The sequence below is a fragment of the Nonomuraea sp. NPDC005650 genome (assembly GCF_040605375.1).
Classification (GTDB): Bacteria; Actinomycetota; Actinomycetes; order Streptosporangiales; family Streptosporangiaceae; genus Nonomuraea.
Window position 1 is genome coordinate 108,643 of the sequence record NZ_JBEXCR010000018.1, and the last position, 23,143, is coordinate 131,785.

Annotated in this window: 21 protein-coding genes; 9 read left to right on the forward strand and 12 right to left on the reverse strand. The window is 69.6% G+C overall.

Translation table 11 applies throughout. The annotated features are described in order from the left end of the window. Positions 1-45: 45 nt before the first annotated feature. Complete coding sequence (locus ABZS69_RS29890) at positions 46-891, reverse strand: bifunctional methylenetetrahydrofolate dehydrogenase/methenyltetrahydrofolate cyclohydrolase (RefSeq protein WP_355378402.1); 846 nt, start codon at positions 889-891, stop codon at positions 46-48. 279 nt (positions 892-1,170) lie between these two features. On the opposite strand from ABZS69_RS29890, the gene ABZS69_RS29895 reads away from it, so the two are divergent. Then, the gene (locus tag ABZS69_RS29895) at positions 1,171-2,082 is read left to right on the forward strand and encodes an ROK family protein (RefSeq protein WP_355378404.1); all 912 of its coding nucleotides are present in this window, start codon (positions 1,171-1,173) and stop codon (positions 2,080-2,082) included. Positions 2,083-2,144: 62 nt separating this feature from the next. Here ABZS69_RS29895 and ABZS69_RS29900 read toward each other — a convergent pair whose 3' ends face one another. From ABZS69_RS29900 to purN, 3 genes are all read right to left on the reverse strand, one after another. Further along, entirely contained in the window at positions 2,145-2,321 is a 177-nt protein-coding gene (locus tag ABZS69_RS29900) for a hypothetical protein (RefSeq protein ID WP_355378405.1), read from the reverse strand. Between the two features lie 202 nt (positions 2,322-2,523). After that, positions 2,524-4,062 carry a bifunctional phosphoribosylaminoimidazolecarboxamide formyltransferase/IMP cyclohydrolase gene (gene purH, locus ABZS69_RS29905; protein WP_355378407.1) on the reverse strand — a complete coding sequence of 513 codons (1,539 nt, stop codon included), beginning with the start codon at positions 4,060-4,062 and terminating at the stop codon, positions 2,524-2,526. Then, on the reverse strand, positions 4,059-4,688 hold the full coding sequence (purN, locus tag ABZS69_RS29910; RefSeq protein ID WP_355378409.1) for a phosphoribosylglycinamide formyltransferase: 630 nt from the start codon (positions 4,686-4,688) through the stop codon (positions 4,059-4,061). The genes purH and purN overlap by 4 nt, the downstream gene beginning before the upstream one ends. Positions 4,689-4,762: 74 nt before the next feature. Here purN and ABZS69_RS29915 point away from each other — a divergent pair, with 74 nt between their 5' ends. Next, a complete protein-coding gene (locus tag ABZS69_RS29915) occupies positions 4,763-5,182 on the forward strand; it encodes a hypothetical protein (RefSeq protein ID WP_355378411.1) in 420 nt (139 codons plus the stop codon). An 11-nt stretch (positions 5,183-5,193) separates the two neighbouring features. On the opposite strand, the gene ABZS69_RS29920 is transcribed toward ABZS69_RS29915, so the two are convergent. From ABZS69_RS29920 to sucC, 3 genes are all read right to left on the reverse strand, one after another. Continuing rightward, on the reverse strand, positions 5,194-6,819 hold the full coding sequence (locus ABZS69_RS29920; RefSeq protein ID WP_355378413.1) for a DUF6350 family protein: 1,626 nt from the start codon (positions 6,817-6,819) through the stop codon (positions 5,194-5,196). A 286-nt stretch (positions 6,820-7,105) separates the two neighbouring features. Next, entirely contained in the window at positions 7,106-7,981 is an 876-nt protein-coding gene (gene sucD, locus ABZS69_RS29925) for a succinate--CoA ligase subunit alpha (RefSeq protein ID WP_355378415.1), read from the reverse strand. Positions 7,982-7,984: 3 nt separating this feature from the next. Next, the gene (gene sucC / locus ABZS69_RS29930) at positions 7,985-9,166 is read right to left on the reverse strand and encodes an ADP-forming succinate--CoA ligase subunit beta (protein WP_355378417.1); all 1,182 of its coding nucleotides are present in this window, start codon (positions 9,164-9,166) and stop codon (positions 7,985-7,987) included. A gap of 337 nt (positions 9,167-9,503) precedes the next feature. Here sucC and ABZS69_RS29935 point away from each other — a divergent pair, with 337 nt between their 5' ends. Further along, positions 9,504-10,295, forward strand: coding sequence for a hypothetical protein (locus ABZS69_RS29935; RefSeq protein WP_355378419.1), 792 nt, complete (start codon positions 9,504-9,506; stop codon positions 10,293-10,295). A gap of 63 nt (positions 10,296-10,358) precedes the next feature. Next, on the forward strand, positions 10,359-11,150 hold the full coding sequence (locus tag ABZS69_RS29940; RefSeq protein WP_355378420.1) for a hypothetical protein: 792 nt from the start codon (positions 10,359-10,361) through the stop codon (positions 11,148-11,150). 277 nt (positions 11,151-11,427) lie between these two features. Here the strand turns inward: ABZS69_RS29940 and galE are convergent, their stop codons facing one another. Beyond that, a complete protein-coding gene (galE, locus tag ABZS69_RS29945; RefSeq protein WP_355378422.1) occupies positions 11,428-12,405 on the reverse strand; it encodes a UDP-glucose 4-epimerase GalE in 978 nt (325 codons plus the stop codon). Positions 12,406-12,930: 525 nt separating this feature from the next. Between galE and ABZS69_RS29950 the strand changes: the two genes are divergently transcribed. The 4 genes from ABZS69_RS29950 (at position 12,931) to ABZS69_RS29965 (ending at position 16,429) form a co-directional block, all read left to right on the forward strand. Continuing rightward, positions 12,931-14,391: a glutamate--cysteine ligase gene (locus tag ABZS69_RS29950; protein ID WP_355378423.1), complete on the forward strand. Its 1,461-nt coding sequence runs from the start codon at positions 12,931-12,933 to the stop codon at positions 14,389-14,391. Continuing rightward, positions 14,388-15,035 carry a neutral zinc metallopeptidase gene (locus tag ABZS69_RS29955; RefSeq protein ID WP_355378425.1) on the forward strand — a complete coding sequence of 216 codons (648 nt, stop codon included), beginning with the start codon at positions 14,388-14,390 and terminating at the stop codon, positions 15,033-15,035. The genes ABZS69_RS29950 and ABZS69_RS29955 overlap by 4 nt, the downstream gene beginning before the upstream one ends. A gap of 374 nt (positions 15,036-15,409) precedes the next feature. After that, a complete protein-coding gene (locus ABZS69_RS29960; RefSeq protein ID WP_355378427.1) occupies positions 15,410-15,667 on the forward strand; it encodes a WhiB family transcriptional regulator in 258 nt (85 codons plus the stop codon). Positions 15,668-15,745: 78 nt separating this feature from the next. Continuing rightward, positions 15,746-16,429 (forward strand): CPBP family intramembrane glutamic endopeptidase, encoded by a 684-nt coding sequence (locus ABZS69_RS29965; RefSeq protein ID WP_355378429.1) that lies wholly within the window; start codon positions 15,746-15,748, stop codon positions 16,427-16,429. Between the two features lie 130 nt (positions 16,430-16,559). Here ABZS69_RS29965 and ABZS69_RS29970 read toward each other — a convergent pair whose 3' ends face one another. Next, positions 16,560-17,279, reverse strand: a complete 720-nt coding sequence (locus ABZS69_RS29970; RefSeq protein WP_355378431.1) for a PIG-L deacetylase family protein — start codon at positions 17,277-17,279, stop codon at positions 16,560-16,562. 126 nt (positions 17,280-17,405) lie between these two features. Between ABZS69_RS29970 and pcrA the strand changes: the two genes are divergently transcribed. Next, positions 17,406-19,628, forward strand: coding sequence for a DNA helicase PcrA (gene pcrA / locus ABZS69_RS29975; RefSeq protein ID WP_355378625.1), 2,223 nt, complete (start codon positions 17,406-17,408; stop codon positions 19,626-19,628). Positions 19,629-19,690: 62 nt separating this feature from the next. Here the strand turns inward: pcrA and ABZS69_RS29980 are convergent, their stop codons facing one another. The 3 genes from ABZS69_RS29980 to ABZS69_RS29990 all read right to left on the reverse strand — a co-directional run bounded on the left by ABZS69_RS29980 (position 19,691) and on the right by ABZS69_RS29990 (position 23,055). Beyond that, positions 19,691-20,665 (reverse strand): L,D-transpeptidase, encoded by a 975-nt coding sequence (locus tag ABZS69_RS29980; protein ID WP_355378432.1) that lies wholly within the window; start codon positions 20,663-20,665, stop codon positions 19,691-19,693. Positions 20,666-21,217: 552 nt separating this feature from the next. Then, on the reverse strand, positions 21,218-21,850 hold the full coding sequence (locus tag ABZS69_RS29985; protein WP_355378434.1) for a response regulator transcription factor: 633 nt from the start codon (positions 21,848-21,850) through the stop codon (positions 21,218-21,220). Then, positions 21,847-23,055 (reverse strand): PspC domain-containing protein, encoded by a 1,209-nt coding sequence (locus ABZS69_RS29990; protein ID WP_355378436.1) that lies wholly within the window; start codon positions 23,053-23,055, stop codon positions 21,847-21,849. The genes ABZS69_RS29985 and ABZS69_RS29990 overlap by 4 nt, the downstream gene beginning before the upstream one ends. Positions 23,056-23,143: the final 88 nt, after the last annotated feature.

Consider the following 23,143-nt stretch of genomic DNA (forward strand, 5'->3'; position numbering starts at 1 on the left):
GGGTTGCGGCCGGCGCGGGGGCGCCGGCCGTACCTTGGGGCTTCGTCAGGAGCGTTCGGCGGCTTCCACCACGTTGGACAGCAGCAGGGCGCGGGTCATGGGCCCGACGCCGCCCGGGTTGGGGGTCAGGAACCCCGCGACCTCGGCCACGTCCAGCGCCACGTCACCGGCGATCTTGCCGTCCACCCGGGAGACCCCCACGTCGAGGACGGCCGCGCCGGGCTTGACCATGTCACGGGTGATCAGGCCGGGCACGCCCGCCGCCGCCACCACGATGTCCGCCCGGCGCACGTGCCCGGCCAGGTCCTGGGTGCCGGTGTGGCAGAGGGTCACGGTCGCGTTCTCGCTGCGGCGGGTGAGCAGGAGGCCCAGCGAACGGCCCACCGTGATGCCGCGCCCGACCACGGCCACCTCGGCGCCCTTGATCGGCACGCCGTACTCCTGCAGGAGCAGCACGATGCCGTGCGGGGTGCACGGGAGCGGGGCGTCGACCATGTGGACGAGGCGGCCCAGGTTGATCGGGTGGAGGCCGTCGGCGTCCTTGGCCGGGTCCATGCGCTCGAGCAGGGCCATCGTGTCGAGGTGCTTGGGGAGAGGGAGCTGGACGATGTAGCCGGTGCACTCGGGCGAGGCGTTGAGCTCGTCGATGGCGGCCTCGACCTCGGCCTGCGTGGCGGTGGCCGGGAGGTCGACGCGGATGGAGGCGATGCCCACCTCGGCGCAGTCGCGGTGCTTGCCCGCGACGTAGATCTGGCTGCCGGGGTCGTCACCCACGAGCACGGTGCCCAGGCCGGGGGTGATGCCGCGTTCCTTGAGCGCGGCCACTCGGGTCGTGAGGTCTGCCTTGATCTTGGCGGCGGTCGCCTTGCCATCGAGTTTCACTGCGCTCATGCGGCAATCCTTCCATGCCCCCTCAGCCCATCAACACGCCACTCCCACCATCGGCCGGCCTTTCCTGAGTGCCCTGAATCCACAACTTATCCACAGACCCCAGGCAGTCAGCCCTACTTATCCACAGGCAATCGATGACATCGTTGTCATTGATCTTGGAAGGGCTTAGTGTTGCTGGGCGCCGGCAACATGCTCGGATGACATGCCCGCCGTCGACCTCGTGCCCGCACCGAACCACTCTGGCGACCCCCGCCAGCCCGACAACCCCCACAGAGATTGATGACCTACGTACTTGCCATTGACATCGGAGGGACCAAGCTCGCCGCCGCGCTGGTGGACGAGGAAGGTTCCGTGTCGCGATCCGGCACGCGGCCCACGCCGCGCACGGACGTCATGCCCGCCCTGGCGGCCCTGATCACGGAGGTGATCGAGGGCGGCCCGCCGCCGGAAGCCGTCGGGATCGGCTGCGCCGGGCCGCTCGACCTGGTCGCCGGGACGGTGAGCCCGGTCAACATGCCCAGTTGGCGCGGCTTCCCCCTGCGCGAGGAGGTCCGGAAGCTGACCGGGCTGCCCACCATGCTGGCCGGCGACGCCCAGTGCTTCGCGCTCGGCGAGCACTGGCTGGGAGCGGGGCGCGACAGCACGTCCCTGCTCGGCATCGTCGTGTCCACCGGCATCGGCGGCGGATTGGTGATCGACGGCAGGCCGTTCCTGGGCCCGACCGGCAATGGCGGGCATGTCGGCCACATGTCCATCGATCCCAGCGGCGAGCGCTGCGTGTGCGGCGGCCGGGGCTGCGTCGAGCGCTACTCCAGCGGCCCCAACCTCGCCCGCTGGGCCCTGGAGAACGGCTGGTCCCCCGCCCTCGACGGGCCGGAGGAGAAGGCCGACGCCCGAGTGCTCGCCAGAGACGCGGCGGCGGGCGATCCGGTCGCGGTGGCGGCGTTCGAACGCGGCGCGCGAGCGCTGGCCGGAATGATCGCCTCCACGGCGGCCGTGGTCGAGATCACCACCGTGGTCATCGGCGGCGGCGTGTCGGCGGCCGGGAAGGTGCTGTTCGACCCGTTGGAGCGCATCCTCGACGACGTGGCCGGGCTGGCGTTCGTCCGGGCGGTGCGGATCCACCAGAGCACCCTCGGCGTGCACGCCGCCCTGGCGGGAGCCGCCCGCCTGGCGTCAATGGCCCTCTAACGGCCCTGGTGAGCGAGCCGAGCTGGATGCCCTGAGGTCATGGACCTCGGCTCCAGCGAGGCTCACTCGCGTTCGGCGGCCTGGGCTTCGCGGCGCTCGATGATCCGGCGGGTGAACGGGATGATCTCCACCGCGCGGCTGCCGAGGTAGCCCCCGATCAGGGCGAGCACCAGGAGGACGAAGGGGCTGGTGGCGACGCCGTTCATGGTGACGAAGACCTGCAGGATCGACTCGAGCAAGACAAGCTCCATGGGGAGGGGGCGGGCTGGAGTGGCACTCAGGGTAACCGGAGCCGGCGAGTGCTCGCCCGCGAACCCCACCGCACCGATCCTTCAGCGCATGCGGCGGGCGCTCCTCAAGGGCACGCCACCGCCGGGTGCAGTGGCCCGTCCCTCGGGGAGGGCCAGAGGGGTGCTCTGGCCCTGGGTGAAAGGGGTCGGGTCAGTGGAAGAAGTGGCGGGTGCCGGTGAAGTAGAGGGTGATGCCCGCCTTTTCGGCGGCCTCGATGACCAGCTCGTCCCGGATCGAGCCGCCAGGCTCCACGATGAACCGGACACCGGCGTCGATCAGCACCTGGGCCCCGTCCGGGAACGGGAAGTACGCGTCCGAGGCCGCGACCGCCCCCGTCGCCCGCTCGCCCGCCCTGGAGACCGCCAGACGGCACGAGTCGACCCGGTTGACCTGGCCCATGCCCACGCCCACGGTCGCCCCGTCGCTGGCCAGCAGGATGGCGTTGGACTTCACCGAGCGGCAGGCGCGCCAGGCGAACTCCAGGTCGGCCAGCTGCTCGGGCGAAGCCGGGGTGCCGGTCTTGAGCTCCCACTGCGCGGCCGAGTCGCCGGAGGCGTCGACCTTGTCCACGGACTGCGCCAGGACGCCGCCGTCGATCTCGCGGAACTCCACCTGCCGCGACGGCCCCTCCGGGCACTGCAGCAGGCGCAGGCTCTTCTTGGCCCGCAGCACCTCCAGCGCCTCCGCCTCGTAGGACGGCGCGATGACGACCTCGGTGAAGATGTCGGCGATCTGCCGCGCCAGCTCGGCCGTGACCTCGCGGTTGACGGCGATCACGCCGCCGTACGCCGAGACGGGGTCGCACGCGTGCGCCTTGCGGTGCGCCTCGGCGACGTCGGCGCCGATGGCGATGCCGCACGGGTTCTGGTGCTTGATGATGGCCACGCACGGCTGGGTGAAGTCCCAGGCGGCCCGCCAGGCGGCGTCGGAGTCGAGGTAGTTGTTGTACGACATCTCCTTGCCGTGCAACTGCTCGGCGTTGGCCAGCCCGCTCGTGCCGCCCGTGTATAGAGCCGCGCTCTGGTGCGGGTTCTCGCCGTACCGCAGGGTGGCCTTGCGCTCGTAGGTCGCCCCCGTGAACGCCGGGTACTCGCCCTCCCCGTACGTCCGCGCGAACCAGTTCGCGACCGCCACGTCGTACGAGGCCGTGTGCGCGTACGCGATGCCCGCCAGCCGCCTGCGCTCGGCCAGGGTGAAGCCGCTCTCGGTCAGCGCGTTGACCACGTCGCCGTAGAACCCGGGGTCGACCACGACGGCGCAGGTGTTGTGGTTCTTCGCGGCGCCGCGGATCATGGCGGGCCCGCCGATGTCGATCTGCTCGACGCACTCCTCGTCGGACGCGCCGGAGGCCACCGTCTCCTGGAACGGATAGAGGTTGACCACGACGAGCTGGAACGGGTCGATCTCCAGCTCCTCCAGCTGGGCCACGTGGTGCGGCTTGGTGACGTCGGCCAGCAGCCCGGCGTGCACGCGCGGGTGCAGCGTCTTGACCCGCCCGTCCAGGCACTCCGGGAACCCGGTGAGCTGCTCGACCTTGGTCACCGGGATCCCGAACGACGAGATCGCGGCGGCCGTGCCACCGGTCGAGACGATCTCCACCCCGGCGCCGTCGAGGGCTCTGGCCAGCTCCTCGAGCCCGGACTTGTCGTAAACAGCGATCAGCGCGCGCCGGATGGCGATGCGAGTCACGTGGATTCCCCTCCTGTTAGGTTGCCGATGCGGACCTGACGTCCGCTGACCGTCCAGCCCTCGCGGGCCAGCCGGCCGACGATCTCGACGAGCAGGCGCCGCTCCACGGTCTTGATGCGCTCGTGCAGGACCGCCTCGTCGTCGTCCGGGAGCACGGGCACCGCCTCCTGGGCGACGATCGGCCCGGTGTCGACCCCGGAGTCGGCCAGCATCACCGTGCAGCCGGTCACTTTTACGCCGTGAGCGAGCGCGTCCCGTACGCCGTGCGCGCCGGGGAACGACGGCAGCAGCGCCGGGTGGGTGTTCAGAACGGGGAAGGCGTCGAGGGTCGGCGCACCCAGAATTTTCATGAACCCCGCCGACACCACCAGGTCAGGCTCGTACGCCGCGATCCTGGCCGCGATGGCGGCATCCCATTCCGCCCGGGTCGCATAATCGCCCAACTTTTCAACAAAAGTCGGGACTTGTACCTTCGCTGCCCTGGCCAGCCCTTCGATCCCATCCCTGTCCGCGCCGACCGCGACCACGCGAACCCCGTACGACGGGTCGGCAGAAGCGTCCAGCAGGGCCTGTAGGTTGGTTCCAGAGCCGGAGACGAGGACGACGAGCCGCCCAGCCTTAGACACGCACACTCCCAAAAGGAAACAGGGTGGGGGTGCCAGCGTATCTGTTCCTCGCCCGGCGACGCAGAGGAGGTCAGGTGTCGACACCGGTGCAGGCACCGGCAGGCCAGCAGCCCGCCGATTCGGCGGGTCGCCGAGCGATCTGGTTGTCCATCGCAGCGCTGGCCATGACGTTCATGTTGCCGCTCGCAGGCCTGGTCATGGCGCTGTTCGCGCTCACGGCCGGGATCCGGGCGATGCCGCTGCTGAAGTCAGCGGGCCGGTCCACGGGTGTCGCCGTGGGCGGCATCACGGTCTCCTCGATCGCGCTGGCCCTGTCGGCCATGGCCACGGGGATGCAGCTCTACCTGATGGACGAATATTCGGCCTACCAGGAGTGCATGAAGGGCGCGGGGACCGTTTCCGCGCAGGGCGAGTGCTTCACGCAGTTCAGGGACGCGGCCGAGCGCAAGCTGCCCGCCGACGTGCTGCAGCTGCTCGGAGCCATGCAGCCCTAGCCGGGCACGGGTCAGTCGCGGTCCCAGGCGTACGGGTCGATGTAGATGACCTTGCCGCCCCGGTCGTCCGACTCGTCCACGATGTCCTTGCGGGGCGGGCGGTCGGGGTCCGGCAGCCGCGGGCGGGCCTGGGCCAGCGTCTCGGCCTCGGCCGAGGCGTGCTCGTCCTGCCAGTCGTCCCGGATGACCGGGATCTCCTGCGTGTCGGCCTCGGTGGCGTCCATCCAGTGGCCGGGCAGCGGGCGCGGGTCCGACTCGGCCAGCCCGACCTTGCTCGCCGCCTTCGCGAGGGCCGCCCCGGCCTTGCGTACGGGAGCGGCCGCCTTGTCCAGCGGCGTACGGGCGCGCTTGTTGAGCAGCAGCAGGTTGGCCACGCCGGCGGAGATGCCGGCGGCCACGCCGACCTCCACCGCGACGGAGACCGCCACCTCCCAGGGCGAGGGCCCGATCGTGGCCAGCCGCCCGCCGCCGATGGGCCCGCCGGACAGCGCCGCCAGCACCCCCGCCACGACCCCGGTGACGACCCCGCTGAGGAACCCCCACAGCGGCGCCGCCTCGTAGGAGGGCGACGGCGCGATCCGGGCCACCATGACCCCCGCGACGGCCCCCGCCGCGAACGGCACCGCCACGACCGCCATCATCCACGCCGGCACGGGCCCGCTCTCGGGCAACGCCCCCAGCAGCGGCAGGCTCGGCACCGTGCCGAGCTGCACCCCCGTGGGCGCGACCAGGGTGTCGGCGCCGATCGCGAACCCTGGCCCGGCGATGTAGGAGGAGGCCCAGACGACGGCGTTGAGCAGGTAGAGGAGCTGCAGCAGCAACAGCAGCACGCCGCCCACGAGCCCCGGCGAGAGCACGTCGGACAGCTCCTTGACCTGCCCGAAGTTCAGCACGATGGCGACCAGCACCAGCGCGAGCCCGGCCACGAGCAGCCCCGCCGTGGCGACCGCCGTGCCGACGGTGAGCGCGCGCACCCGCTCGGGCAGCAGCCGCAGCATCACCCGCCAGGGCCCGATCATCCGCGCCGTGGCCAGCGACCCGGCCAGGAATGCCAGCACGAAGTGGCTGAGCAGCGCCTCGCCGATGAACGGCTGCGTGATCTCGTTGCTGGCCGCGAGCGCGATCAACCCCGCGAGCAGCGCGTACGGCGCCGCCAGCGACACCCCGGCCTGCACGACCACGGCGAGCTGGGCCCGGCGGCGGGCCCCGGCCTGCTCCTTGGGGCTGTTCTTCGGCAGCCGGGCGGGCAGCCGCAGCCGCAGGTCCGCGTCGCGGGCCATCCACCGCCCGGCGCGGTAGAGGAGCACGGCGGGCAGCATCATCAGCCCCAGGGGCAGCAGCCCGACCCGCCCGCCCTGGATCGCGAACCCGGCGTGGTGCGCGGCCAGCCAGAGCTGCGCCGCCGTGCGGAACACGCCCGGCAGCCCCGTGCCCAGCGTGCCGCGTGGCGCGGCGATCCAGCCGACGAGGGTGAGCGTGGTGAGCGCGGCCAGCCCTACGCCCAACGTGGCGGCGGCGGCCAGCATCCCTGACACGGGTAGCGGCCGCCTCGTCTCGTCGTCGTCGCCTGAGCTCCCGGGGAGCTTGCCCAGCATCGACCGGGGGGCCGCACGCAACTGGTCGAGAATCGCCGTCACAGTAGGCGATTTTCTCAAGGTTTCCCGACCGGCGCTTGGTTGACGCGCCGCCGCCCATGCACTTTGTGACGGCGAACTACGCCTGATTTGTCCATCGGCCCCTGGTCTGCCACCGAGACGGCCCACGGGGCGCCGTAACGGCGGCCGGCCCCGCGCACCTCGTGACCGTCTCCCTGGACGGGGCCCGGCCACGTGCGGCGGGTGGGGTTCCCGCCGTGAGCGTAAAAGGCAGGGAAGGGAAAGCCCCGTGCGGGAGAGCCGCACGGGGCTTCTGGAAACCCGACGATCAACGCGCCTGCATGATCTCGCGCATGAGGCGGGCGGTCTCGGAGGGGGTCTTGCCGACGCGGACGCCGACCTTCTCCAGGGCCTCCTTCTTGGCCTGGGCGGTGCCCGCGGAGCCCGACACGATGGCGCCGGCGTGCCCCATGGTCTTGCCCTCGGGCGCGGTGAAGCCCGCGACGTAGGCCACGACCGGCTTGGTGACGTGCTGCTCGATGTAGGCCGCGGCCCGCTCCTCGGCGTCGCCGCCGATCTCGCCGATCATGACGATCGCGTCGGTGCCCGGGTCGTCCTGGAACGCCTGGAGCGCGTCGATGTGGGTCGTGCCGATGACGGGGTCGCCGCCGATGCCCACAGCGGTCGAGAAGCCGAAGTCACGCAGCTCGTACATCAGCTGGTACGTGAGCGTGCCCGACTTCGAGACCAGGCCGATGCGGCCCGCGGTGGTGATGTCGGCCGGGATGATGCCCGCGTTGGAGGCGCCGGGAGAGGCGATGCCGGGGCAGTTGGGACCGATGATGCGGGTCTTGTTGCCCTTGGAGACGGCGTACGCCCAGAACGCGGTGCTGTCGTGGACCGGGACGCCCTCGGTGATCACCACGCACAGCGGGATCTCGGCGTCGATGGCCTCGATGACCGCGTCCTTGGTGAACGCCGGCGGCACGAAGACGACCGACACGTCGGCGCCGGTCTTCTCCATGGCCTCCTGGACCGTCCCGAACACCGGCAGGCCCTCGTGCGTGATGCCGGCCTTGCGGGCGTTCACGCCGCCGACGACACGGGCGCCGGAGGCGAGCATGCGGCGGGTGTGCTTGGTGCCCTCGCCGCCGGTCATGCCCTGAACGATGATCTTGCTGTTCTCAGTCAACCAGATGGCCATGGGTCACGCACCTACCGCAGCGAGCTCGGCGGCACGCTTGGCCGCGTCGTCCATCGTGTCTACCAGCTCGACCCGCGGGAGCGCGGCGTCGGCCAGGATCTGCCGCCCGAGCTGGGCGTTGTTGCCGTCGAGGCGGACCACGAGCGGGTGGGTCACGGCCTCGCCGCGGCTCTCCAGCAGCTTGAACGCCGAGACGATGCCGTTGGCGACGGCGTCGCAGGCGGTGATGCCGCCGAAGACGTTCACGAAGATCGACTTGACGCTCGGGTCGGAGAGGATGATCTCCAGGCCCGCGGCCATGACCTCGGCCGAGGCGCCGCCGCCGATGTCGAGGAAGTTCGCGGGGGACGGCTTGCCGGGGAACGGCTCGCCCGCGTACGCCACCACGTCGAGCGTGGACATGACCAGGCCCGCGCCGTTGCCGATGATGCCGACGTCGCCGTCGAGCTTGACGTAGTTGAGGTCCTTCTCCTTGGCCTTGGCCTCGAGGGGGTCCTCGGCCGCCTTGTCGGCCAGCGCCTCGTGGTCGGCCTGGCGGAAGGAGGCGTTGTCGTCGAGCGTGACCTTGCCGTCGAGGGCCTTAACCTGGCCGTCGGCCGACAGGATCATGGGGTTGACCTCGACGAGCGTGGCGTCCTCGTCGACGAAGCAGCACCACAGCTTCTCGATGAGGTCGGCGGCGCCGTCGAGCGCCTTCTCCGGCAGGCCGCCGGCCACCGCGATCTCGCGGGCCTTCGCGCGGTCGATGCCGGTCAGCGCCGAGACCGGCACCTTGGCGACCTTCTCGGGCGCGGTGTGGGCGACCTCTTCGATGTCCATCCCGCCGGCGGCGGAGCAGATGGCGAGGAATGTACGGTTCGCGCGGTCGAGCAGGAAGGAGAAGTAGTACTCCTCCGCGATCGCGCTGGCCTCCTCGACAAGGACCTTGTGGACCGTGTGGCCCTTGATGTCCATGCCGAGGATGGCTTCGGCCTTGGTCACGGCGTCGGCCGCGTCGTCGGCCACTTTGACGCCTCCGGCCTTGCCTCGGCCACCGGTCTTGACCTGGGCCTTGACGACAACGCGGCCGGTCAGCTCCTCGGCGGCCGACCGCGCCTCCTCCACGTTGTGGGCGACGATGCCACGTGGCACCGGGATGCCGTAGTCGGCGAAGAGCTCCTTCGCCTGATGTTCGAACAGGTCCACGAGGGTCCGTCCTCTTCCCTTGGTCGCTTACCCTCCGTCGGGTTCGCGCCCTGCTTTTCCGACTGATGTTCGACGCCCCGGGCAACCCGTGCGTGCCGGGCGTTTCCGCCGGTAAAGCCTAGCCCGAAGCTTGACCTACCCAGGTCATGGGGGCATGGTTCTTCCACTCTGTGACGGTCATCTCACTTCTCCAGACCGCCTCTGCACGAAAAGTGCACCGTTTTGGCATCGCCTGCCCCGGTTGTCGATATATGGTCGTGATCTTCTATTGGCAGGCTTCTGCTCCCTCTCCTTTTGAATCGAACGGGGAAATCGTATGAAGCGAATTCTCGCGGGCTTGGCGCTAACCACGGCCGCGGCGCTCGTTGCCGCCACACCCGCCGCGCAGGCCGCGCCGGCGGACCCGGTGAAGGCGCTCAAGAAGCAGTTCGTCGCGGGGCACGGGGTGCGAATCTCGGAGCAGACCCGGACGAGCCTCGACGGCAAGAGCCTCGGGGCCACCAAGACGAGCGGCACTTTCGAGTTCGGCAAGTCGGGCGTCGTCGCGAGCGACCTCCGTACCCGCACTCCCAGCACCGACAAGAGCCTTTCCGCCTCGCTCGCCCCGCCGCGCATCATCACGGTCGGCGGCTACAGCTACATCCAGGGCGGGCTGTACAGCGAGGACCTGCCCGAGGGCAAGAAGTGGGTTCGCTACGGCGGCAGTGAGGCGACCGGCGGCACCTTCAACCAGATCCTCGACATCTTCGAGCCGAAGGTGCTGAAGACTCTGGTGTCGAAGGCCAAGAGCTTCAAGGGCGGCACCTACAAGGGCGCCCTGACCTACAACGAGCTGGGCAAGGTCTACGGCCAGAAGATCACCGGCCTGCTCGGCAAGATCAAGATCGACTACACGCTGAAGGTGAACTCCAAGGGCCTGGTCACCACGCTCTCCTCGGGCTGGGCCATGGACTTCGGCGTCCTGGGCAAGACCCGTTCGGTCACCGAGACCCGGTACCTCGGGTGGGGGTCCAAGGTCAAGGTCAAGGCTCCGGCCGAGGACCAGTGGATCGACGTGAAGGACCTCAGTGAGGACAGCGACGTTCCGCAGGAGATCCCGAACAACTCCCTGAACTCGCTCGCCAACTAGTAGCTCCCCCGGCCTCCTCCCGCCCGTTGGGTGGGGGGAGGCTTTCTCCTCTTAAGGATGCGTATGAAGCGAGTTCTGGCGGCGGCGGTGGCCGCCACGGCCCTGATCACCGCCACACCGGCCCAGGCGGCGGCGGCGCCTGATCCGGTGAAGGCGCTGCAGAAGCAGTTCGTCGCCGGACACGGCGTCAAGATCTCCGAGGTCACCCGGACGGAGTCACCCGGCGAGAAGCCTCAAACTTCCCGGAAGACGGGCGTCTACGCGTTCGGCGAGTCGGGGATCGTCGCCGCCGACCTGACCACTCGGAGCAATTACCTGAAGTCTTCCCCCGAAATCACCCTCCGTCTCGTCATCGTGGACAAGCAGGTCTACGTCCAGGGCGGGGATCTCGAGAAGAGACTGCCCGAAGGCAAGACCTGGGTGCACCTCGGCAGCACGACCAACGTGAGCGCCTCCTCTCAACCCGTCGACCCCTTCCGGCCTGCGGCGTTGAAAGGGCTGCTCTCGCACGCGCGGTCCGTCAAGGGCGGCCTCTACAGCGGTTCGCTCACCCTCGGGCAGATGAGGAAGCTCAACAGGGGCAGGGGCAGCAGCCTGCCTATCGACTATCGGTTGAGCACCGGCTCCACCGGCCTGCCCAGCCGGTTCCGCACCAGCTCGACGCTCAACTTGGGTGGGTGGGGCCGGCTCGGGGACACGACCGACACCCGCTACAGCGCCTGGGGACAAAAGGTGACGATCGTGGCTCCGCCGGAGGAGCAGGTGATCGACTCCGAGGACATCAAGAACGCCGAACTCGACGAGCTGATGGAAGAGCTGCAGATCATCCCGAACGAGGCGCTCGCCTCCCGGTAGGCGATCCTCCGCCCGCGCGGGCGTCGGGCACCTCCAGCCAGACGCGCATGGAGCCCGGCCCGCCCTCCTGGATCCGTACCAGCAGCCCAGGGTCTCCTCCTCGATCGCGAACAGCGCCGGCTCCCCTATCGCGAACTTCTCCGTCAGCCCCAGGCGGCCCGGCGGCCCGCAGGCGGCCGAGCACGGCGTGCATCCCGGCGGTCGCCCCGGCCGCGACCGGTCTCTTGGACGCCTTGACCCGCTCGGGCCGCCTCCGCTTCTTCCACAGGACGGAGGTCTAGCCGAGCCTGGACTCCCGGAGGCTCGCCCATTCGAGCGAATGCCGGATGCCCTCCTCAACGGAGTAGCGGGCCTGCCAGTCCAGCAGGAGGCGGGCCCGGTCGCTGCGGGTGTAGGCGCCGGCCACGTCGCCGGGGCGCGGGTCGGTCTCGACGATCTCGATCGGGCGGTCGACGACGCGGTTGAACGCCTCGACCAGCTCGCGGACGGTGGTGCCCGCGCCGGTGCCCAGGTTGATCACGTCGGCCTCCAGCCCGTCGAACCGCCGCAGGGCCGCCACGTGGGCCGCCGCCAGGTCCCAGACGTGGACGTAGTCGCGGATGCCCGTGCCGTCCCTGGTCGGGTAGCCGGTGCCGGTGATCCGGAAGGGGACGCGGTCCTCGTACGCCTCGATCATCTTGCCGAGGGCGTGACTGGGACGGCGCAACTGCAGCCCGGTGCGCATCTCGGGGTCGGCGCCGATCGGGTTGAAGTACCGCAGGGAGAGGATCCTGATCGGACGGCCTGCGGCGATGTCGGCGAACATGGCCTCGCAGACCGCCTTGGTCCGCGCGTACGGGCTCTGGGGGTCGAGGGGGGAGCCCTCGTCCACCGTGTGGTCGTCGCCCGTGCGGTAGATGGACGCGGAGGAGCTGAAGATCATCCGGGTGCAGCCGTTGCGGATCAGGTGGTCGACGAACTCGAGGCTCTTGGTGACGTTCGCGCGGTAGTAGCCGATGGGGTCGGCGACGGAGTCGGGCACCACGATGAGCGCGGCGCAGTGGACGACAGCCTCAATATCCGGATATTCAGCAAATATCTTGTCAATCAGCGAGCCGTCGCTGATATCCCCCTCATAGAACGACCGCCCCTTCGCGAACTCGCGCCTGCCCGTGACGAGGTTGTCGAGAATGACGGGCTCGATCCCGGCATCGAGGCACGCCGAGGCGACCGTGCTCCCGATATATCCCGCCCCGCCAGTAATCAATACACGCATCCCAGCACCTTAAACCCCTTAATCATCTTGTACGGCTGGGTCCCGCACACTGCCTCTCTCGCCCGAGACTCCCCCACCACGCCGCCCTCGGCCCCGCTCGGCACAACCCACTCCCCAAGCCTCGCTCGGCACGCCCCCACCCCTCACAGCCAAGCCCTAACCCTCAAGCGCCTCCACGCCCCAAAACCGCACCCGCCCACACACCCCGCACCCAACACCGCCCTGCCACCACACCCCACACCTAACGCCGCCCTGCCACTCCACCCCGACCACCTCGCCACGCCCCCACCACGCCCCGCACTATCGCCGCGCCGCCGCCATATCGCGAGCCCCATCGCCTCGCCCTGAGACGGCAACAGTGCTCACCACCGTGCCCAGATCCCACCCCGCGCCCGCCACCACACCCCTGCACATCACCGCGCCCGCCACCACCATGCCCTTCGCTGTCGCCACGCTCGCAGGGTGGCGATCTGGGCTTGTTGGCCCTGGCGTTGGCGTGCGACATTTCCTGGTATGGGCAGAGACGTGCCAAGCGTCATCTTCAGCCGGGACGACCGACGGAAATATCGGGAAAAGGTGTATCGATGCCTCGACGTCTTCGCCCAGATGTTGCGCGAGTCCCGATTTGAGGACGAACGCCCCCTCGCCGGCCTGGAGATCGAGCTCAACATCGTGGACGCGTACGGCGAGGCGGCCATGCGCAACGCCCAGGTGCTCGCCGCGATCGAGCAGCCGGACTGGGCGACGGAGCTGGGACAGTTCAACATCGAGATCAACATCGAGCCGCAGGAGCTGGGCGGCGACGGCGCGCTCCGCCTGGAGGACGACGTCAGGGTGCGGCTCAACCACGCCGAGGAGCGCGCCCGCTCCCAGGACGGCCACCTCGTACTGATCGGCATCCTGCCCACGCTGCGCGAGCAGGACATCAGCGAGGGCACGCTCTCCGCGAACCCCCGCTACCGCCTGCTCAACGAGCAGATCTTCGCGGCTCGCGGGGAGGACCTGCACCTGTCCATCGAGGGCGTCGAACGCCTGGACACCCACGCGGACAGCCTCGCCCCCGAGGCCGCGTGCACGAGCGTGCAACTGCATCTGCAGGTCAGCCCCGACGCGTTCGCCTCGAACTGGAACGCGGCCCAGGCCATCGCCGGACCCCAGGTGGCGGTGGCGGCCAACTCCCCGTACCTGTTCGGCAAGGAGCTGCACCGCGAGACCAGGATCACGCTGTTCGAGCAGGCCACGGACACGCGACCGGCCGAGCTGAAGGCGCAGGGCGTGCGGCCGAGGGTGTGGTTCGGGGAGCGGTGGATCACGAGCGTCTTCGACCTGTTCGAGGAGAACGTCCGCTATTACCCGGCCCTGCTGCCCCTGTGCGAGGACGAGGACCCCCGTTCCGAGCTCGAACAGGGCCGCATCCCCCACCTCCACGAGCTGACCCTGCACAACGGCACGATCTACCGGTGGAACCGGCCGGTGTACGCGGTGGTGGACGGCGTGCCGCACCTGCGCGTCGAGAACCGCGTCCTGCCCGCCGGGCCCACCGTGGCCGACATCGCGGCCAACGCGGCGTTCTACTACGGGTTGATGCGCATGCTGCCGTACGCCGAGCGGCCGATCTGGAGCCAGATGTCGTTCCAGGCGGCGGAGGACAACCTCGGCGCGGCGGCCCGGCAGGGGCTGGACGCGCGGCTGTACTGGCCGGGCATGGGCGAGGTGCCGGCGGCCGAACTGATCCTTCGCCGCCTGCTGCCCATGGCGCGCGAGGGGCTGGCCGGCTGGGGTGTGGACGGTCCCGTGGCGGACCGGCTGCTCGGCATCATCGAGGGGCGCTGCCTGACCGGCCGTACGGGAGCGAACTGGCAGGTGGAACGCGTACGCGCGCATGAAAGGATCTCCGGGGACCGGCACGAGGCGTTGCGGTCCATGACGCTCGAGTACATCGAGCGGATGCACACCAATGACCCCGTGCACACTTGGGACGTGTGAACCCCGTGAAGCGCATCCTGGCCCTCGCCCTGGCCCTCCTGGCCGTCGGCGCCTGCGGCCTCACCAGGCCGTCGTCCATGGACACCGAGGGGGCCGACTCGTTCGAGGACGACGTACGGACCGCCCGTACGCTGACGGAGGCGTTCTGGACGCAGCAGTTCCAGCAGAGCGGCCGGACTTATCGGCCTATCGCCGACTTCATCCCCTACTCCGGCAACTCCGGACCGAGCTGCGGCAACCAGCCCGCCGTCCCGAACAACGCCTTCTACTGCCCCATCGGCCACTTCATCGCCTTTGACCAGACATGGATGGATTCGCTCTGGAACGAGATGGGCGACGGGTCGGTCTATGTGATCATTCCCCACGAGTTCGGGCACGCGATCCAGGCCCAGCTGAACACGAACTTCCAGCTCAACGTACAAATGGAGCTCCAGGCCGACTGCTACGCGGGCGGAACCCTCTCGGCGCTCGTGGGCTCGGGCACCCTCCAGGCACAGCAGGGCGACGAGGACGAGCTGCTCCTGAGCCTGGAGGCGGCGGGCGACCCGACCGACGACTGGCTCAACCCCTCGGCACACGGAACGGCCGAGCAGCGCCAGGCGTCGTTCGCCACCGGCTACCGAAACGGCGTGAACGCCTGCTGACCACCACCCGCCCACCCTGCCCGAAACCCTCACCCCCCAGGGACCCACATCACACGGAACCCACATCACCCCGAGACCCGCGCCACCCCGAAACCCGCCCCCCGATGACCCGCACTACCCCAGGGACACGCACCACGCGGGACCCACACCCACCCCAGAACCCACACCACCCCAATGACCCGCACTACCCCAGGGAGCCGCGCCACCCGGGGCCCACACCACCAGGGCCTCACGCTGGCAGCCGGGACCGAGTTGACCGGCACCCGAGCTGACCGACGATGTACGTGACGGGCGCGGATCGGACTCCGGGATGTATACGCGGGTCAACCCAGAGGATGATGTATCTGATCATGCCCAAGCTCTACCGTTGACCCATGCAACTGGAGGAGATCGGCTGGCTGCGAAGGGGTGCGTGCAGATCCAGCGACCCTGACCTCTTCTTCCCCCTCGCCCCCACCCCCTTGCAGGAGGCCCGCGCCAAGGCGGTCTGCGCGCGCTGCCAGGTCATCGAGGAGTGCCGCGAGTACGCGTTACGCTCCGGCGAGTCGGATGGCATCTGGGGCGGCCTGACCCCGGAGGAGCGCCGACGCAGTCGCTTCCCCAACGGCTGGCGCCGCCCGGCCGCCTCCTGACGCCGGGCGACCGACGCGAACCCGACGTGATGAGGAAGAGGCAGGCGGGCAGGAAGGACGCGACGTAGCCTGGCAAGGGTGTTGCTCCGCTCAATCGCGATCCTCGCCGCAGCCAACGTCCTGAACAACAAGGTCGCCCCCCGCCTGGCCCCCCTGACCTCGGCCGCCGCGACCGCCGCCCTGGTCGCGACGGCCCGCAGGTCCGGTCTGTCGTGGCAGGAGCTCGGGTTCGAGCACGGCCGGCGCGGCGCCGTGGCGGGAGGCGCGCTGGCGGCGGCGGTCGCGGCCGTCTACACCGCCGGCATCGCGCACCCCCGCACCAGGCCGCTCTTTCACGACGAGCGCGCCCTGTCGCTCTCGCGCGCCCGCGTCCTGGAGGAGGCCCTGCTCCAGGTTCCGATGGGCACGGTCCTGCTGGAGGAGGTGGGCTTCCGGGGCGCCCTGTACGCGATGCTGCGCAAGAGCCACGGCACGGTGGCCGCCACGGCGATCTCGTCGTCCCTGTTCGGCCTCTGGCACATCCTCCCGGCCATCGACATGGCCCGCGCCAACCCCGCCCTCGGCGCCCTGACGGCGGCCGAGACCACCGCCCGCCTGGACACCGCCCGGGTGGTGGCGGGAAGCGTGGCGTCCACGGCGGCGGCCGGGGTGCTGTTCTGCGAGCTCCGGCGCCGCTACGGCCTCCTGACCCCGGCCATGCTGCACCTGGCGACCAACTCCTTCGGCTACCTCTTCGCCCGCCTCGCCGCCAAGCGAAAGTAACCGAACGTAAGCATTCCGGCCACACCGGCGGATCTTCGACCGGCCGACCGGGACTTCGACACCATCTCCGACGCCACCGGCCGGCCCTCGCTCTGGGTCGTGTCCCCAGGCTCCGTGCCCTAGGAAGGGCTCAGCCCGTGGGCACGACCTGGAAGGCCTCCGCGTAGTGGTCCGAGCCGAAACCGGCCTGTTCGGCCCAGGCGGCGAAGCGGGTCCTGACGAAGTCGGCGAAGCCTTCCACGTGGGCGACCTGGCTCACATGTGACTGCAAGGCCGCGAGCTTGCGGTCTATGGCCTCGGTGACGTCCACCCAGTGGTCGGGGGTCGAGCCGCCCGTCAGCCACACCTCACGTACGGTCCACGCCTCCAGGCCCTCATCCCGCAGCAGCTCCGGGAAGGCGTAGGGGTTGCGGGCGTCCGGGTAGACGGCGTCCAGGGCGGAGCCGCCCACCGCGCGGTGGTCGGGGTGGCTGGGCGCGACGTTGCGGTAGTTGCGATCGGGGTGGTGGGTGATGACCAGATCCGGGCGGACCTGGCGGATCACGCGGGAGATGTCACGCCGCAGCTCGATCGAGGGCACCACGAGCCCGTCCTTGTAGCCGAGGAAACGCACGTCCGTGACGCCGACCGCCTTGGCGGCGGCCCGCTGCTCGGTCCTGCGGAGCTCGGCCATGCCGGAGTTGTCCAGAGTGCGTTCGTTGCCACCCGCGTCACCATCCGTGACCAGCAGGTACGTGACCTCGACGCCCTTGTCGACGAACAGCGCCACGCTGCCGGCCGCACCGAAATCGACGTCGTCTGGGTGTGCGGTCACCACGAGGACCCGGTTGATCTCGGCTTCCGGCAGCATGGCTCCCCTTTCTGAGGCTTTACGAAAAGGACAACCCGCCCCCTGCCGACGGCATTCCGGGCGCCGATTGTCGGTGGAGAGTCTTAACCTAGGTAGGTGCCGACCGAAGTCTCTGTTGACCACCCTCTGCTCGACGGCCTCAACCCTCAGCAGCGCGAGGCCGTGATCCATCATGGCAGTCCGCTGCTCATCGTGGCGGGGGCGGGCTCCGGGAAGACGCGGGTGCTCACGCATCGCATCGCGTACCTGCTGGCCGAGCGGGAGGTGCACCCAGGCGAGATCCTGGCGATCACCTTCACCAACAAGGCCGCCCGCGAGATGAAGGAGCGCATCGACAAGCTGGTCGGGCCGCGGGCCAGGGCCATGTGGGTGATGACGTTCCACAGCGCCTGCATGCGCATCCTGCGGCGGGAGGCGAAGCGGCTGGGGTTCCCGTCGAGCTTCTCGATCTACGACCAGGCCGACTCGCAGCGGCTCATGGCCATGGTCTGCAGGGAGATGGAGCTCGACCCGAAGCGTTACCCGCCGCGCTCGTTCTCGGCCCAGGTCAGCAACTTCAAGAACGAGCTGATCGACTACGAGACCGCGCTCGACAAGGCGGGCTCGCATCTGGAGAAGACGCTGGCGGAGGCGTACAAGGCCTATCAGCTCAAGCTGACCGAGGCCGGCGCGATGGACTTCGACGACATCATCATGAACACGGTGACGTTGTTCCAGCTCTTCCCCGACGTGGCCGAGCACTACCGGATGCGGTTCAGGCACGTGCTGGTCGACGAATACCAGGACACCAACCACGCCCAGTACATCCTGATCAGGGAGCTGGTCGGGCATCCCGAGCTGCGTACGACCGACGGCGAGCTGGTCCGGTCGGGCGCCGACATGTCCGAGCTGTGCGTGGTGGGCGACGCCGACCAGTCCATCTACGCCTTCCGCGGCGCGACGATCCGCAACATCCTGGAGTTCGAGCGCGACTATCCCGACGCGCGCACTATCCTGCTGGAGCAGAACTACCGCTCCACCCAGAACATTCTGGCCGCCGCCAACGCGGTCATCGCGCGCAACGAGTCGCGCAAGCCCAAGAACCTCTGGTCCGACCAGGGCGACGGGCCCAAGATCGTCGGGTACGTCGCCGACAACGAGCACGACGAGGCCATGTTCGTGGCCCAGGAGGTCGACCGGCTCAGCGACGAGGAAGACGTCCGGCCGGGCGAGGTCGCCGTCTTCTACCGGACCAACGCGGCCTCCCGCGTGTTCGAGGAGATCTTCATCCGCACCGGGCTGCCGTACAAGGTGGTCGGGGGCGTGCGCTTCTACGAGCGCAAGGAGGTCAAGGACCTGCTGGCCTACCTGCGCGTGCTGGCCAACCCGGCCGACGTGGTGTCGCTGCGCCGCATCCTCAACGTGCCCAAGCGCGGCATCGGCGACCGCGCCGAGGCGATGGTCGAGGCGCTGTCGACGCGCGAGCGCATCTCGTTCTGGGACGCGCTGCGCAGGGCCGACGAGGCGTACGGGATGGCCACGCGCTCGCTCAACGCGGTACGCGAGTTCGTCGCGCTGATCGAGGAGCTGATCGCCAAGGCGGCGGGCATGCCGCCGTCGGCGCTGGCCGAGGAGGTGCTGGTGGCCACCGGCTACCGCGCCGAGCTGGAGGTGTCGGAGGACCCGCAGGACGAGTCCCGCCTGGAAAACCTCAACGAGCTCGTCTCCGTCGCCTCCGAGTTCGAGGAGGCCAATCCGGAGGGGACGCTGGTGGAGTTCCTGGAGCAGGTGTCGCTCGTGGCCGACGCCGACCAGATCCCCGAAGCCGACGGCGGGCAGGGGGTCGTCACGCTGATGACCCTGCACACGGCCAAGGGGCTGGAGTTCCCCGTCGTCTTCCTGACGGCCATGGAGGACGGGGTGTTCCCGCACATCCGCTCGCTCGGGGAGCCCAAGGAGCTGGAGGAGGAGCGGCGGCTGGCGTACGTCGGGATCACCCGGGCGCAGAAGCGGCTCTACATCACCCGGGCGGCCGTGCGCAGCTCCTGGGGGGCACCGTCGTTCAACCCGGCCTCGCGGTTCGTGAACGAGGTGCCGGGGCAGCTCATCGACTGGCGTACGGATCCGGAGAAGTCCGCCTGGAGCGCGGCCACCCGCAAGGAGCCGGCCGCCCGCCCCGCACCCGCCAAGACCGGCGGGCGCAAGGTGCCTTCGCTGGCGCCCGGCGACCGGGTGACGCATGACGCGTTCGGGCTGGGCACGGTGGTGTCGGTGGACGGGGTGGCGGAGAAGACCAAGGTCAAGATCGATTTTGGGGGCGGCGGGGAGAAGACGCTGCTGCTGGCCTACGCACCCATCGAAAAGCTCTGACGCCGTCCGAGGGCCTGACTTGAGAGGGCCGCTCCCCTTGCCGGGGGGCGGCCCTTCTTGGGTCAGCTCTTCAGCGCGCTGCCCTTCTTCCACTGGGTCCAGTTCAGCTGCCAGTAGCTCCAGCCGTTGTTCCACTGGAGCTTGCGCTTCGTACCGGTGATCTTGACGACGTCGCCGCGCTGGGCGATGCCGTAGAACCACTTGGCCCCGGCGGGGGTGGCCCGCACGCAGCCGTGGCTCTGGTTGGAGCGGCCGAGGAACTGGTAGTAGCCGGCGCTCTGGTGGACGTACTCACCGCTGTCGGAGATGCGGACCGCCCACGGGATCTCTTCCTTGTAGTAGCGCGGATCCTTGGGGTCCGTCACGCCCATCCAGGAGGAGGTCATGGTCTCCATGGCCGTCTTGCCCATGGTGAGGTGAACTCCGCTGGTGGTGAGGTAGACGTCCACACCGTTCCTGATCAGCCCGCCCCTGCCTGCGCTGATCGGGATCTTCTTGGCCAGCTTGCCGTCGCGGTAGACCTTCATCTGGTGGGAACGGGTGTTGACCACGGAGATCTGGGACGTGCCGACGGCGAAGCGGCGGGAGACGTCCTTGGCACCGGTGTTGCCGGGGAGCTGCGACAGGCGGGCGGTGAAGAGGACCTTCTGGTGAGGCTTCCAGTATGTCTTCGTCCGGTAGATGACCTTGCGCTTCGAGACCCAGCGCCAGGCGCCGTCGACCGGCTTCTCCGCTTCCACCTCCAGCAGCGCTTCCACGGCCGCCGGGTCCTTCACATCGCGGTCGAACGTGACGATGATGGGGAAGCCGACGCCTACCTTCTCCGACTTCTCCCCCATTGGGGTTATGTCGGCGATATCGAGCTTGACCTTCTTCTCCGGGGCCGGGGTCTTTACCGGGGCCGTGACGCCCGAAGCGCCGGCGGCCCGGACCACCGAGGCTTGCTGCGTTTGCGGGACGTGGACGCTCTCCGCCGCACAGGCCGTCACGGCGGCCAGTGCGACCAGGGCCGACAGCATCCGGGGGACGCGATTCAAGGGGGCTACTCCTGGGCTGGGTGCTTTTTCTCCTTTATGTGTGACAACTGGGGCGGGAGTTTTGTGGGCACATCCCTGATAACTATCACGTAACGTTCCAAACCTGGCACGGGTGAACACCCGCCCCAGGGGGAAATCGCGCGCGCGGCGGGGGGTGCCGGGTGGGGGATGTGCTGGGGTGCGCGTGGTGTGGGAGCGCTTGGGGTGACTGCGGGGCCTGGGAGTGCGTGCCGACACAGGGTGCTGTGGACGCAAGGAGCGGCGGGTCCGGGACGGCGGAGTACGGGCTGGGCGGCGCAGTGGGGTGGGCGCGGCACAGTGGGGCGGGCGCGAGGGCGGGCCGGGGCGCGGGGCCGGGGGCGCGGTGGAGCGGGCCGCGGGGGCATGGTGCTGGAGTGCGCGAGGGTGCGGGCGTGGTGATGAGGTGAGGGTGCGGGTGGTGGTAGCGAGGTGAGGGGTGCCGGTGGGCGGTGAGGGTGGGGTGTGGCGAGTGCAGGGGCAGGTGGGCGGTGAGAGTGGGCGGTAGTGAGGTGGAGTGCGGGTGAGGGTGGGTTAGACGAGGCGGCGGGCGGTGGCCCAGCGGGAGAGTTCGTGGCGGTTGGAGAGTTGGAGCTTGCGCAGGACCGATGAGACGTGGGTTTCTACGGTCTTGACCGAGATGAAGAGCTCCTTGGCGATCTCCTTGTACGCGTAGCCTCGCGCGATCAAGCGCAGCACCTCGCGTTCGCGCTGCGTCAAGGAGTCCAGCTCGGGGTCGATGGACGGTGCTTCGGACGAGGCGAAGGCGTCCAGGACGAAGCCGGCCAGGCGCGGTGAGAAGACGGCGTCCCCCTCCGCCACCCGGCGGATGGCGTCCGTCAGCTCCTTGCCGCTGATGTTCTTGGTCACGTAGCCCCGCGCCCCGCCCCGGATCACGCCGATGACGTCCTCGGCGGCGTCCGAGACCGACAGGGCGAGGAAACGCACCGGGGAGCCCGCGCCCAGGACGCGGCGCAGCACCTCCTGGCCCCCGCCTCCCGGCATGTGGACGTCCAGCAGGACCACGTCGGGCTGGTGCTCGGCGATCGCCTTGACGGCCGTCTCCACGTCCTCGGCCTCGCCCACCACCTCGATGGAGTCGCCCAGCTCGGCGCGTACGCCGGAGCGGAACAGCCGATGATCGTCGACGATCAACACCCGCGTCATGCCTTCTCCACCTTCATCGTCAACATCACTTCCGTACCCTCACCGACGGAGGTACGCACCCTGGCCGTGCCTCCGTGGCGTTCCATTCTCCCGATGATGGACTCCCTGATGCCCATCCTGTCGAGTGGTACCGCGTTGAGGTCGAATCCCTTGCCACGATCCTTCACGAAAATCGTGACCTCTTCACCCTCTACTTCGGCATAAACGGAAATGGATGGACTCCCAGAGTATTTGGCCGCGTTGACCATCGCCTGCCGGGCCGCCTTGAGCTGGGCGGCCAGCTTGCCCGCCGGGTCGAGGGCGATGTCCCCCACGCAGACGACCTCGATGGGCACCCCGTGCGCGTCCTCCTCCTCAGCCGCGATCCTGCGTACGGCGGCCGCCACGGTGGCGTCGGCGTCCTGGGCGGGCTGGTAGAGCCAGTTGCGCAGGTCGCGCTCCTGGGCGCGGGCCAGCCGGGTGACCTCGCGCGGATCGTGGGCGACGCGCTGGATGAGCGTGAGCGTGTGCAGCACCGAGTCGTGCACCATGGCGGCCACCTCAGCGCGTTCCTCCTGGCGGATGCGCTCGCGCCGCTCCAGTTGCAGCTCTTTCCACAGGCCGGCGAGCCAGGGGGCGGCGATGACGGCCAGGCCGCCGACCACGACGACGGTGAACAGCAGACCGGGCCTGGCCTGGGCCAGCTCGCCCTCGGCGTACAGGAAGCCGGCCGCGCCGATCACCACGAGCACCACGCCGAGCAGCGTGCGAACCCGGTTCTTCCTGATGCTCGACGTGGCGCCCTGCACCCAGCTCTTGCGGCGTTCCGGGTCGGCCTGCTGCCAGAGGATCAGCGCTCCGATCCCGCCCACGGCGAACGGCAGCATGCCGATCCCGCCCTGCGACGCCCCCGTGAGCCAGCTGGCCGCGAACAGCGCCACCCCGATCGCGCTGAACGCGGCCAGCTGGCTCCAGTCGCGCTGCGGCGGCTGCCCCTCGTACGGTTGGCGGGGCGTCACCATCCACAACACGGCGTACGCCACCATGCCGACCCCGTCGACCACACTGAGCAGTACGAACATCAGCCTGATCACCACGGGATCGAGCGCGAGCTGCGCCGCGAGGCCCTGGGCGACGCCGCCCAGCAGGCGGCCCTCCATGGGGCGCATGAGGCGCCGATAGGGCGCGTCGCCGGTCGGCTCGGCGAGAGTCTTCTGGTCAGCCATAACATGGCCATAGTCACATGTCGGGGGCACCTCGGGCATCAGGGAACAACCCCCGGGTCGGGTCAGGGGTGTCCCGGATGCGAGCACA